Raw genomic sequence first — 12004 nt, 5'->3', positions numbered from 1 at the left:
ACCTCAACGGCGTTACAGATTAATTACTGTACCAGACTACAGCGCCATACCAGCTCCTTCTCCCAAAGGGCGAGGGGACCGAATGTGCTACCACTGGGTTTTGGCACTAAGCCTAGACCTAAACGGCGCTACAGATTAATTACTGTACCTGACTCTAACGCCATACCAGCCCCCTCTCCCTGTGGGAGAGGGTTGGGGTGAGGGGCGTCCTAGTCGTTAAAATACCAGTAACCGCTGTTGATCAACGCCGTCAGCAGGGCCAGGAACGAAGGATCGTCCACCGCGTCGCCCAGCAAGGCGGCATCAACGCTGGCGTGCTGGCACAGCGCATCGGCGGCTTGCAGATGCTCGGTGTCGATTAGCTCACCATTGACAAAGCATTGGTCGCCAACGCGCAGCACGCGTAACCCACCCAAACGCTGTAATGGCTCACCCTGTTGCAGCAGCTCATAGATTTCACCGGCCTGATAAGGCGGCTCTGGCGGCGCGATGTCCAGCTCATGGCGCGACTGCGAAATAAACTCGCCAAACCAGTTCTGGAAGTGCTCCGGCTGCTGCACCAGCTCCAGGATCATCCCACGCAGCGCATCGACCTCATGGGGGAGCACCATCGCCGGGTGATCGCGCTGCGCGATATCCGGGTCGGTGTAACGCTTGCTGCCCAACTCGCGGGCCAGCACGTAGTCGGCATAGCCACTTACCATCTCGCGGCCATTTGGCGCGCGGAAACCGACGGAATAGTTGAGCGAGTTTTCCAGCGAGTAGCCTTCGTGTGGGAATCCCGGTGGAATATACAGAATATCGCCAGGCTCCATCTCTTCGTCAATGATGGCGTCAAACGGCTCTACCTGTAGCAGGTCAGGGTGCGGGCAGTGTTGCTTCATCGGCACTTTTTCACCCACGCGCCAACGGCGGCGGCCAGTACCCTGGATGATGAACACGTCGTATTGATCAAGATGAGGGCCAACGCCGCCACCCGGCACCGAGAACGAAATCATCAGATCGTCCATGCGCCAGTCCGGCAGCTTACGGAACGGTTGCATCAGGGCACTGGAAGGCTGATGCCAGTGATCAACGGCCTGCACCAGCAATGACCAGTTGTTCTCGCCCAGATGGTCGAAACTTTCGAACGGGCCGTGGCCAACCTGCCAGCGTCCTTCCTGATGGCTCACCAGGCGGCTGTCCACCTCGTTTTCCATGGCCAACCCGGCCAGCTCATCCGGGGAAATCGGATCGATAAAGTGGTTAAAACCGCGCTTGATAATTACCGGGCGCTTTTGCCAATAGCGTTGCAAAAAGTCGTTCCAGTCGAGATCTAATTGGTAATCCATGTTCTATTCCAGGATAGAGTGAGCCTGCAGGGATTATAACGGAAGTTAGGCCCCGGTGGGATGAGTGACAAGTCGATAAGTGAAATGCTCGCAGTAACTGGACGGTATACCGATCTTATGGACCGCTTGTGAGCGGTCAGCCAAATGAATAGCTTAGCTTTATCCTACATTGCAAAGTTTTTCGGTGGTTTTCGGTCTACTAAAGCACGGCTTCGACATGGCGGCCTTCCTAGGCAAAATCGACGTAAGTACCAGGGAGCGAGAGCTGTATATTCAGGCGCTGATGCAATACGCCGAGCGGAAGGCACCTAAGCATGTAGGTATAGTAGAATGCCTCGCATGTCACATATGAGTTATCTTTACGGCCACATACTATGCGTTTTTTTGTTCATTAATAGGTCAAACCTTCTTGTAAATCCTCCTTAAAATGATACTGTACATGCATACAGTATTGGTGGTTGGGAAGTGGATAGTGTGACATTGATAAATATTTTTTAACAATGTGGTTGTAATGTATAATTTTACATATAGAATTATGTCACTTAATTTTATATGGATATAGGTTATGGCTATTTATAAATTTTATAATATTCAACTTCTTCCAATTGAATCCAATGTTAGTGAGGTAGGAGAAGGTGGGTATTGCCGATTATTTGAATCTATTGGTGAGTTGATTAACGAATGTAAAGTTAAGAACCTTAAACTAAGTTCAATAGCTGTCTCGATGAGAGGGGATATGTTCTTTGCTCCTTTTGATGTGACTACATATGAATATCCAGGTTTAGATGAGGAAAAAAAATTAATATATGGCTCATTTTTAAAGTTTGATGATGTAAACGAACTCGTAGATACAAGTAGTGGTGAGACAGAGTATATATCTAAAGGGAATACAAGCAGCAAACGTTTTAACCTAGAGTTTGTATTTGATCCGTGCACCCATATACTTGCAATCCATGATACCAAAGGTATACCCACAAGAAAGCCATTAATTGCTGCACTTACTAAAATATTAGACTCGCATGCAAAAAAAATATTTAAGCTTCACAATCTTGAGATTGAAGAGTTAACGTCAGCTGATTCAATAAAGGAGTTTTTAGCAACACCAAAAAAAGGATATAAGAGTTACAGTGGTATAATAACTTTCTCAAACTCAGACTCGTTTGATGATGCATTAGAAAGAGAAATCGTACAGAAGACAGAACAGGAATTAAAAGATAAGAAGGTTGCTAAGTGGGAAGCTAATTACAAAAGTTTCACAAAGTCGGTAATGAATGATCTTCCAGATCAAGCAAAGATTCAAATGATCCTTGCGACAAGATATGGTAATGCTGAGGTTTCCTATTTAGATTCTGACGGAATTAGGCAAAAGTATCAAATGGAAGATTATCCTGTTAGACTTGCATTAAAGGAAGATGTTAAAGCTGGAAGGCGACAAAAAGCATTGATGATAAAGCAGCTGATTGTAAAGGCCATAGAGAGAACAAGAATGAAACTGAGCGCAATCAGAAGCAACAAAAAAATCCTTAATGATAAGGAATAACCATTCAATATAACAAGCATGGCGGTGCGTTATGAAAGCAAAGGTATATAAGTTATTAAGGATGATTCCAGTTATCGGCGCAATATTTCGCATCGCTAATGCTTACGCTTATGAAGGGAGAGCTGAAGGAAATATATATGTAGCTCCTTTTCGTATGTGGTGGGGTCGGATTTTTAAAAAAATGGTATTCATACTATTATTTACTGAGATGCTTGTTCTAATCAATGGACAGTTACTATTAGATTGGTCTTGGGAGCCAGCGGATACAATTTTTTCTGTTTTTCCTAGTGTGCTTGGGTTTGGTATTGGTGTTTTTGCATTGATGTTTGTAATGCCAAGTAACTTTCTTCAATTTTTGAAAGATAGGAGAGGGACCCTTAGTTTTGGGCCAGAAATAGTTCCTGTTGATATGGGCTATCCACTAGTTGTCTTTGTTTTGGTGATTGTGTCAGCAGCTATAAATAAAATATTTCCTAATGGCTTTTTGAGATTCATAAGTGTATGGGCTTTTTTCTATGGATTAGCTATGGCATTTGAATTGATCTCATTTTTATTTAATACCTCATATCTTATTCATAAAATTAACGAGGATAACAATGAAAAGTCGTAAAATATACTGTCAGCTATCATATTAGAAAGGTTAATCTATATCTGTATTAAGTTGGTCATTTTTTAACTGTACAGTTAAACCCATAACGCTTTATAGCCTGCCTTGGCAGGTGCTGGTTTTTATCATTTCTAGAACTAGGTGTTTACTGAGCAATACCGTAAACTAGCAAGCAAAGGAGATCATCAATGATGTTACCTGTTTTCGAAGGGAACTGAGACAGTGGTAATCGATAAGGCCACCATTCTCGGACTACTTCCATGGGCCGGATTTTGATGATGTATTCATCGGATCTGTGATTTTTGTTATCAGCGCGAAAGAGTACCCCTCAACAATCTACTGATCAATACTTACCAGCGTAAGCATCCGAAATCGCTAGCATTAGTACAGAACACGAACTCTGTTACAAATATGGCCAACTGATCGACATCTATAATAGTTGGTGAATCGAATTGCTGTTTTTCCTTTTCAATGACCTATTACATGTGAAATCGAAAGTTGCGGCGGTACTTTTACCAAAAAATAAACATGATCCAGCTGCATATTCAGTTCCACCACTTTTATCCCGAGCTGTTCACTTGAGATCCTTATCTGCTTATAGACCCCTTTATTTACGTTGTTCCTCAGGATGCGAAATCGGTACTTGGGGGGCCGTACGATATGATATTGACAACACCAGAGCACATGAGATGCTTTCTTGAATCTACCTATTGTTAAGTCCTTATCAGTTATGTGGATAACGGATTCGGATTTTCCCATGAGTAGCATTACTGGCAGAGCCAATTTGTTGCTGACCACCTCCATAGGAGGTGGTGTTTATGCAGGGATAAAATACTTTACTATCAATATAGTAAAGTACAATCTGTAACTCGCCTGAGCGACAGAATTTAATCGTGATGGTGGGGGTCGTGCTGGCGGGAGAAGGTGACTTCCATCCGTGCACCACCAAGTGGGCTGTCGCTGATGGTAATTTGCCCGTCATATTGCTCAATGATCTCGGCGGCGACTGACAGACCAATCCCCTGGCCGGGGCGCAGAGTATCGACGCGTTGGCCGCGTTGGAAGATCAACTCACGCTTGCTTTCCGGGATGCCGGGGCCGTCGTCATCAATGACGATCGTCAGGTATTTGTCCGAGTGTAGCGAGGTGATCTCCACAAACTCCAGGCAATATTTACAGGCGTTCTCCAGCACGTTGCCCATCACCTCCATAAAGTCGTTTTTCTCGCCCATAAAGGTGACTTCGGGTGAGATATCGAGGGTGATGACAACCCCTTTGCGCTGATAGACCTTGTTCAGCGCCACGCTCAAGCTGTCGAGCAGGGCAGAAACCGAATGGATCTCGCGGGTCAGCACGGTTTGACCCGAGTTGATGCTGGCCCGGTGCAGGTAATAACCAATCTGCTGCGAGATACGGCCAATCTGCTCGAGCATGATCGGCTCGACCTCTTCGATGGTGGTCTGCTTGCTGGAACGCAGCGAGCGCAGGGTGGTCTGCAATACCGCCAGCGGGGTTTTCAGGCTGTGGGTGAGGTCGGACAGCGTCGTGCGGTATTTGGTGTAGCGCTGGCGCTCGTTGCGTACCAGAATATTCAGGTTACGCACCAGACCGCGCAGTTCACTGGGGGGATTTTCATCCAACTGTTCACGCTCGCCGTTTTCCAATTCACCGACCTGGGTTATCAGCGCCTTGATTGGCCGTAAGCTCCAATACGCGGCCAGCCACAGCAGAGGCACGACCAGTAGCAGATTGGCCAGCAGCACATAGCTGAACCATTCCCACACCACGTCCGAGCGTTGCAGCTCCTGCGGAATGCTGTCGACCACCACGATGCTCAAGGCCGGCAGGCGTGGGGTGGCGGCATAGGTATTGACGGCCACCGAGTGGGTTAACGCCTCATGGTCGCTATCGTCATAGTCTTTCAACTGATCCTGGGCCTTGGGGTTGTCGCCCAGCACTTCGCTACTGACGCGGGTATCGGTGTCTATCTCGTAGAAACCGGACTCTTGCAGCCACTCTTTCTGGATCAGTTTTTCCAGCTCCGGCACCGAGCGCTGGCTCCACAGCAGGTTGCCTTTATCGTCATAGATAAACACCAGCGTAGGGGAGTTGAGATCGAGATCGGGCGGGATGGCAATGGTCAGCTTCTGGTCTTTCCACTGCGCCAGGCTGAAGAACAGGTTGCTCTCACCGCGCAGCAGGCGGAAAGCGGTTTTATCGAAGCTGACGATATAGCCGACGACCGCAACCAGTCCATAGGATAGCGACAGCGCCAGGATCACCCCGGCGGTGGCCATCAGAAAGCGGGCGCGCAGCGAGAAGGGTTTTTTATCTTTGTTGAACATCATGTTCACTTAGCATCGAAACGATAGCCTTGTCCACGTACGGTGGTGATCACTTCCTGTGGGTATTCAGCCTGTAGCTTTTTACGCAGGCGCCCCATTAATACGTCGATGGTGTGGCTTTCGCGCAGCTCGGCATCCGGATAGAGTTGCAACATCAACGAATCTTTGCTGACCACTTTACCGGCGTTACGGATCAGCGTTTCGATAATGGTGTACTCAAACGCCGTCAGTTTGATTTGCTGTTCGTTGACGCTCAGTTCACGGCGTGAGAGATCGATCTGGAACGGCGGCAGCGCGATCACCTGCGAGGCCAGGCCGCTATTGCGGCGCATCAAGGCTTGCATGCGGGCAATCACTTCTTCCAGATGAAAGGGCTTGGTGACGTAATCATCGGCACCGGCTTCCAGCACCGCCACCTTATCCTGCCAGCTTTCACGGGCGGTCAGCACCAGGATTGGCAACTTCATCTGGTTGGCACGCCAACGGCGGATCAGGCTCAGGCCATCTTCACCCGGCAACCCGAGATCGACAATGGCGATATCAGGCGCATGTTCCTGCAGAAAATAGTCGGCTTCTTTGGCATCTTCTGCGGCATCGACCTGATGCCCCATTTCACGCATTTGCACACTAAGATGGTGGCGCAATAGGCCATTGTCTTCAACAACCAGTACTCGCATGGTACAGACTCCTGTGGTTAGGGGGTGAAACACCAGGCACCCACACTGAAAGGTTACACGCTGTTGGCCACGTTGCGAAAACGTGCGCTCGCTGACCATTCCTTGATCGTTTAATTCTGTCATCCATTGATTATCGGCAATCGCTGATAAACGCAGGATAAACAGCGTAGTGTCAAAGGTAAACAAAACTTAAACAAAGCCTGACTGCCTGAAATGTGAGTGGGATCGCTGCAAAGCAGTAAAGGTATCATTAAGGTATTACATAGGTATCGTAATGATACTAACACCAGGAACCCTACACCGCTTTCCCGAACCGATGCCGGGAAGGTAGCCAGCAAGGATATATAACAATGAAACGTCCTCATCTGAAGCTGTCTGTCATGATGTTTATCGAATGGTTTATCTGGGGAGCGTGGTTTGTTCCCCTGTGGCAATACCTCAACAAGCTGGGTTTTACGCCGGGTGAAATTGCCTGGTCGTACAGCAGTACGGCGATTGCGGCGATCCTCTCGCCAGTGCTGGTTGGCGTCATTGCCGATCGCTATTTCGCGGCGCAAAAAGTCTTGGGCTGGTTGCATCTGGTTGGCGGGGGGCTGATGTTTATCATCGCCTGGCAAACCACCTTTACCACCTTCTTCCCGCTGCTGGTGATTTATGCCATCACCTATATGCCGACCGTGGCGCTGACCAACAGCATCGCCTTTGCCAACATTACCGATACCGAAAAAGAGTTCCCGCGTATCCGCGTACTGGGCACCTTGGGTTGGATTGCCTCCGGTCTGGTGGTGGGCTTTATGCTGCCGCCGTTGCTGGGGTTGGGCAATATTTCCGATAGCAACCTGCCGTTAATCATTACCGGTGCGGCCTCGCTCGCGCTTGGTTTGTACAGCTTTGTGCTGCCCAATACGCCAGCCAAGGGTTCCGGCCCGGTGGATATCAAGGCGTTGCTGGGCCTGAACGCACTCGCCCTGCTGAAGGATCGCTCATTTGCCACCTTCGCCCTGTGTTCGTTCCTGTTCTGTATGCCATTGGCGTTTTACTATCAGTTTGCCAATGGCTATCTGACGCAGGTTGGGCTGCCGAATGCCACCGGCTGGATGACGCTGGGGCAGGTCTCGGAAATCTTCGCCATGCTGGCGTTGCCGTTGCTGCTTAAGCGTTACGGCATCAAAAGGGTGCTGCTGTTGGGCTTTGTGACCGCAGCGATCCGCTATGTGTTCTTTATCTACGGCGGCACCGCCGATGTCTGGGCCTACAGCATGCTGTTCCTGGGCATTTTGCTGCACGGCGTCAGCTACGATTTCTATTTCGTGACCGGCTATATCTACGTCGACAAAAAAGCGCCGCCGCATATGCGTACCGCCGCGCAGGGCCTGATCACCCTGATTTGCCAGGGGTTGGGCAGCTTTATCGGTAACTGGCTTGGGGGGCGTGCGATGACCGCTTTCGCTCTCGAACAGCCGCGAGACGGTATGACGTTTGACTGGTTCGCCGTGTGGGGCGTTGGTGCGGTGATGGTGGTGGGCGTCATGCTGCTGTTCCTGCTGTTCTTCCGTGAACGCAGCGACAACATCACCCCGATTGACGTGGCACGGTCTTGATTCGTTGCGCCGGGCGTGTTGCCCGGCAAGGTAAAAATTCAGGAGAAACAGATGAAGCAGTTAACCCAGGAGCAACGCGTAGTGGGTGCACTTTATGGTCAAATGCTGGGCGATGCGCTCGGCATGCCTTCCGAGCTGTGGCCGCGTGAGCGGGTTAAGCGCCACTTTGGCTGGATCGACCGCTTCCTTGACGGCCCGGCGGAGAACAACGCCGCCTGCTATTTCACGGCAGCCCAGTATACCGATGATACCTCGATGGCTCTGGCGCTCGCCGATGCGTTGATCGAGGCCGACGGTGAAGTGGTGCCGGAGCTGATTGCCCGTAACGTGATCCGCTGGGTCGATAGTTTTGATGCCTTCAACAAAAACATCCTTGGTCCGAGCTCCAAACTGGCGCTGGGGGAGCAGAAGAAGGGCACGCCGATTAGCGATTTGGAAAACAACGGTGTGACCAACGGTGCGGCAATGCGGGTCTCCCCGTTGGGTTGTGTGCTGCCTTCTGCGCCGTTGGAACAGTTTTGCCAACAGGTTTGGCTAGCCTCCAGCCCGACGCATAAATCCGATATCGCCGTTGCCGGTGCGGTGGTGATTGCCTGGGCGGTTGCCAAGGCGGTCGAAGGGGCCAGTTGGGCAGAGATCCGCCTGGCACTGCCGGGGGTGGCAGATTACGCCCAACGCCGACGAAGCACTACCTTCAGTGCTTCTTTAGCGGCGCGCATCGAGCTGGCCTTCCAGGTGGTGGAACAGGCCGGCGGTACCGAGCAGGCCTCAGAGCGGGTTTACCAACTGGTTGGTGCAGGGGTCAGCACCATAGAATCGGTACCGGCCGCGTTGGCGATGGTCGAACTGGCGCAAACCGATCCCACCCGCTGTGCGATCCTGTGCGCCAACCTGGGCGGTGATACCGACACCATCGGCGCGATGGCCACGGCGATCTGCGGTGCCCTGAACGGTATCGACGCGTTCGACGCGGCCATGTTGGCAGAATTGAAGCGGGTGAACCCGCTGGATATCAACCACTACGCGCAGGCTTTTCTCCGTTTCCGCCAGCGCTGGCAGGAGGCTGAATGAGTAACGAAAGACGCGAGTTATTGCAGACGCTGACCCAGGGCGGCTGGTATCAGCAGTGCCCGGTGACGGTGATTGGCGCAGCGGTGATGGATATGGTGGTGAGCGCCGATGCCTTGCCGGTGCGCGGTGGCGACGTGTCGGCCCGGATGCAGGGGCTGCATTTAGGCGGCTGCGCGCTGAATATCGCCGTGGCTTTGTGCCAGTTGGGCATTACCAGCCGCAATCTGCTGCCGGTGGGCGAAGGCGTGTGGGCCGAGCGTTTGCGTAGCGAGATGGCGCTGCGCGGCGTGAGTTCCGATCTGCAAGTGGGTGGTGAGGATAACGGCTGGTGCCTGGCGCTGGTCGAACCGGACGGTGAGCGCACCTTTATCTCTATCGATGGCATAGAGAACCAGTGGCAGCCGGAGTGGTTGGCAGACGTGACGCTACAAAGCGGGCTGGTTTACCTTTCCGGTTATCAACTAGGTGCCAGGCAGGGCAACGTGCTGGTGGATTGGCTGTTACGCCTGCCTGAACAGGTTCGGGTGGTGCTGGATATTGGCCCGCGCATCGATGTGATGGCGGAAAGCCTGCTGCAACGCCTGATCCGTCCTGGGGTGATCCTGACGCTAAACCAGCGTGAAGCCCAGCACCTTGGCATGCAGGACGATATTGCCGGTTTTTGCCAGCAGTTATGGTCAACCACCAGGCAACTGGTGATTGTGCGCTGCGGGGGGGAAGGCGGCTATTACTTTGCCGGGCCGGAGGATCAAGGCTGGATCGCCGCCCGTCAGGTCAAGGTGGTAGACAGCATCGGTGCTGGCGATAGCCACAGCGCCGGTTTGCTCGCCGGTTTGGCACTGGGCCTGAGCGCCCGCCAAAGCATGATGCTAGCCAATAGCATCGCCGGTTACGTGGTATCGCAGGCCGGTGGCGATTGTGCGCCAACCCTGGCTCAGCTCCTGGCCAGCGAGGAGCTCAATTCTCGCTGATAAACTCGTACATGTCGCTGCGGCAGAAGCTTTCGCTGTATTCGATGGGTTTTTTCCGGCTGTCGAACAGCGTTTGCTTGATGATCAGCAGCGGCATCGGTTCTTTCAACTGCAGCGCTTGCAGGGTTTCGCCATCACTCATGGCGGCGCTGACCTGGCTGCGCAGCGATCCCAACTCCACGTTGTTCAAACGGAAGTAGTCATAGAGAGAAACGCCGATATCATCAACGTTGGCTATTGCCTCCGCCACCACATAAGACACCGCCACCGACATGGGGCGCTGATCGATAAAGTGAATACGTTTGAGTTTGTACACCGGCGTATGCTCGGCCAGTGCCAGCTTCTCGGCCAGTGCGCTATTCGCCGGGATTTGCTCACGGCTGATCCACATGGTGTCCGGCTTACGCCCTTGCAGCATTACTTCGCGTGAAAAGCCTTTCACATCCGCCAGTGAATAGGCCAGTTTAGGCTGAGCCACGGTATTTTGAATGAAGGTGCCATAGCCCCGCGAGCGGCCGATAATGCCGTCCTGCTCCAGGCAGGCCAGGGCTTTGCGTACCGTAATGCGCGAGATCCCCAGCCGTTCGGTGAAATGGCGCTCACTGGGCAGAAAATCCCCCTGGCTCAATATGCCAAGCTCAATGGCCTGTCGTACCGATTCGTTAAAGCGCAGGTAGAGCGGCATAGCGCCAGCGCTGGTCAGATCGTGTTGCAGTTTGTCCAGCAGGCGCTGGTTGGGATCCGTGATCATCAGATTGCCTCCGGGAAACCTGGGCCTTTAGACCGGGGAGGAAAGGAGGCGGTTTTCAAGCTAACTTCTTTTTGTCTTTTCACTATAACTCCTGTAATTTTGTACATATGAAACGCGCCTACAAATATCGGTTTTATCCAACACAGGATCAGATTGAGTTTTTAGCTCAAACCTTCGGTTGTGTGCGTTTTGTCTACAATTCAGTTCTTCGCTGGCGAACTGATGCGTACCGCGAACGACAGGAGAAGATCGGCTACATTCAGGCCAATGCCCGACTAACCGCCCTAAAAAAAGAGCCTGAATTTACCTGGCTGAATGATGTTTCCTGCGTCCCGTTACAGCAGACTCTTCGCCACCAACAGGCCGCCTTTTCTAACTTCTTTGCGGGGCGTGCCAAGTACCCAACATTCAAAAGCAAACACCACAAACAATCTGCTGAATTTACGGCGAGTGCCTTTAAATATCGTAACGGCAAGCTGTACATGGCTAAAAACACAACGCCACTCTCTGTTCGCTGGAGTCGTGAACTCCCCTCGACACCTTCAACCGTCACAATTTCCAAAGACGCATCAGGTCGATATTTCGTGTCCTGCTTGTGCGAATTTGAATCAAAATCACTGCCTGTTACCGCAAAAATGACGGGCATTGATATGGGTTTAAAAGATTTGTTCGTCACTGATAGCGGATTTAAAACCGGCAATCCCCGCCACACGGCGAAGTACGCGAAACGTTTAGCGTTGTTACAGCGCCGATTGAGCAAGAAGAAAAAAGGTTCAAGGAACCGTGCTAAAGCAAGATTAAAAGTCGCAAAGCTCCACGCTAAAATTGCTGATTGCCGAATGGACAGCCTGCATAAGTTGTCCCGCAAACTGATAAACGAGAACCAAGTTGATAGCTTATTTAAGGTGATTTCGCCGGGCTGTGCAACCGTGTGGAGCAAGATCTGTGGAGATCAAACTCGCTACGTAGGAGCGCTGCATGCTGCGACTGTTTGGATAATCAATGGTGAGCCGGTGTCCACTGTTTCCCCTCACCCCAACCCTCTCCCCAAAAAGGAGAGGGGGCCGGTACGGCGCTATAGTCAGGTATGAGAGACAATCTGTAACACCA

General features: G+C 51.5%; 10 protein-coding genes and 1 pseudogene. 6 read left to right on the top strand and 5 right to left on the bottom strand.

The window, feature by feature from the left end; all coding sequences use genetic code 11:
• Window positions 1-209: 209 nt before the first annotated feature.
• Window positions 210-1331, bottom strand: a complete 1122-nt coding sequence (locus ABIE29_RS10690; protein WP_429618587.1) for a JmjC domain-containing protein — start codon at window positions 1329-1331, stop codon at window positions 210-212.
• A 565-nt stretch (window positions 1332-1896) separates the two neighbouring features.
• On the opposite strand from ABIE29_RS10690, the gene ABIE29_RS10685 reads away from it, so the two are divergent.
• Together ABIE29_RS10685 and ABIE29_RS10680 are read left to right on the top strand one after the other, a co-directional pair.
• Window positions 1897-2871, top strand: a complete 975-nt coding sequence (locus ABIE29_RS10685) for a DUF4747 family protein (RefSeq protein ID WP_429618584.1) — start codon at window positions 1897-1899, stop codon at window positions 2869-2871.
• 31 nt (window positions 2872-2902) lie between these two features.
• Window positions 2903-3481, top strand: a complete 579-nt coding sequence (locus ABIE29_RS10680) for a hypothetical protein (protein WP_429618582.1) — start codon at window positions 2903-2905, stop codon at window positions 3479-3481.
• A gap of 468 nt (window positions 3482-3949) precedes the next feature.
• Here the strand turns inward: ABIE29_RS10680 and tnpA are convergent.
• The 3 genes and pseudogenes from tnpA to phoP all read right to left on the bottom strand — a co-directional run.
• Window positions 3950-4189: pseudogene (tnpA, locus tag ABIE29_RS10675) on the bottom strand (IS200/IS605 family transposase); the annotation flags it as partial.
• Window positions 4190-4365: 176 nt separating this feature from the next.
• On the bottom strand, window positions 4366-5823 hold the full coding sequence (gene phoQ, locus ABIE29_RS10670) for a two-component system sensor histidine kinase PhoQ (RefSeq protein ID WP_429618615.1): 1458 nt from the start codon (window positions 5821-5823) through the stop codon (window positions 4366-4368).
• Window positions 5824-5828: 5 nt separating this feature from the next.
• Entirely contained in the window at window positions 5829-6500 is a 672-nt protein-coding gene (gene phoP / locus ABIE29_RS10665; protein WP_429618581.1) for a two-component system response regulator PhoP, read from the bottom strand.
• A 350-nt stretch (window positions 6501-6850) separates the two neighbouring features.
• Between phoP and ABIE29_RS10660 the strand changes: the two genes are divergently transcribed.
• From ABIE29_RS10660 to ABIE29_RS10650, 3 genes are read left to right on the top strand one after another with little or no spacing between them, the layout of a single operon-like run.
• Window positions 6851-8101, top strand: coding sequence for a nucleoside permease (locus ABIE29_RS10660; protein ID WP_429618580.1), 1251 nt, complete (start codon window positions 6851-6853; stop codon window positions 8099-8101).
• A 51-nt stretch (window positions 8102-8152) separates the two neighbouring features.
• Window positions 8153-9172, top strand: a complete 1020-nt coding sequence (locus tag ABIE29_RS10655; RefSeq protein WP_429618578.1) for an ADP-ribosylglycohydrolase family protein — start codon at window positions 8153-8155, stop codon at window positions 9170-9172.
• Window positions 9169-10143 carry a PfkB family carbohydrate kinase gene (locus ABIE29_RS10650; protein ID WP_429618576.1) on the top strand — a complete coding sequence of 325 codons (975 nt, stop codon included), beginning with the start codon at window positions 9169-9171 and terminating at the stop codon, window positions 10141-10143. Before ABIE29_RS10655 ends, ABIE29_RS10650 begins: the two co-directional genes overlap by 4 nt.
• On the opposite strand, the gene ABIE29_RS10645 is transcribed toward ABIE29_RS10650, so the two are convergent.
• Complete coding sequence (locus ABIE29_RS10645) at window positions 10130-10894, bottom strand: GntR family transcriptional regulator (RefSeq protein ID WP_429618575.1); 765 nt, start codon at window positions 10892-10894, stop codon at window positions 10130-10132. The genes ABIE29_RS10650 and ABIE29_RS10645 overlap by 14 nt on opposite strands.
• 107 nt (window positions 10895-11001) lie before the next feature.
• On the opposite strand from ABIE29_RS10645, the gene ABIE29_RS10640 reads away from it, so the two are divergent.
• Entirely contained in the window at window positions 11002-11985 is a 984-nt protein-coding gene (locus ABIE29_RS10640; RefSeq protein ID WP_429618573.1) for an RNA-guided endonuclease InsQ/TnpB family protein, read from the top strand.
• The last annotated feature ends 19 nt before the right edge of the window (window positions 11986-12004 follow it).

It is taken from the genome of Serratia sp. 2723, from assembly GCF_050434425.1.
GTDB lineage: Bacteria > Pseudomonadota > Gammaproteobacteria > Enterobacterales > Enterobacteriaceae > Chania.
This window is presented reverse-complemented; position numbering and strand designations above follow the sequence as displayed.

What these genes read in the sequence shown, in the direction of transcription:
- ABIE29_RS10690 (WP_429618587.1), bottom strand. Translation starts at nt 1,331, where the DNA reads ATGGATTACCAATTAGATCTCGACTGGAACGACTTTTTGCAACGCTAT.
- ABIE29_RS10685 (WP_429618584.1), top strand. Translation starts at nt 1,897, where the DNA reads ATGGCTATTTATAAATTTTATAATATTCAACTTCTTCCAATTGAATCC.
- ABIE29_RS10680 (WP_429618582.1), top strand. Translation starts at nt 2,903, where the DNA reads ATGAAAGCAAAGGTATATAAGTTATTAAGGATGATTCCAGTTATCGGC.
- phoQ (WP_429618615.1), bottom strand. Translation starts at nt 5,823, where the DNA reads ATGTTCAACAAAGATAAAAAACCCTTCTCGCTGCGCGCCCGCTTTCTG.
- phoP (WP_429618581.1), bottom strand. Translation starts at nt 6,500, where the DNA reads ATGCGAGTACTGGTTGTTGAAGACAATGGCCTATTGCGCCACCATCTT.
- ABIE29_RS10660 (WP_429618580.1), top strand. Translation starts at nt 6,851, where the DNA reads ATGAAACGTCCTCATCTGAAGCTGTCTGTCATGATGTTTATCGAATGG.
- ABIE29_RS10655 (WP_429618578.1), top strand. Translation starts at nt 8,153, where the DNA reads ATGAAGCAGTTAACCCAGGAGCAACGCGTAGTGGGTGCACTTTATGGT.
- ABIE29_RS10650 (WP_429618576.1), top strand. Translation starts at nt 9,169, where the DNA reads ATGAGTAACGAAAGACGCGAGTTATTGCAGACGCTGACCCAGGGCGGC.
- ABIE29_RS10645 (WP_429618575.1), bottom strand. Translation starts at nt 10,894, where the DNA reads ATGATCACGGATCCCAACCAGCGCCTGCTGGACAAACTGCAACACGAT.
- ABIE29_RS10640 (WP_429618573.1), top strand. Translation starts at nt 11,002, where the DNA reads ATGAAACGCGCCTACAAATATCGGTTTTATCCAACACAGGATCAGATT.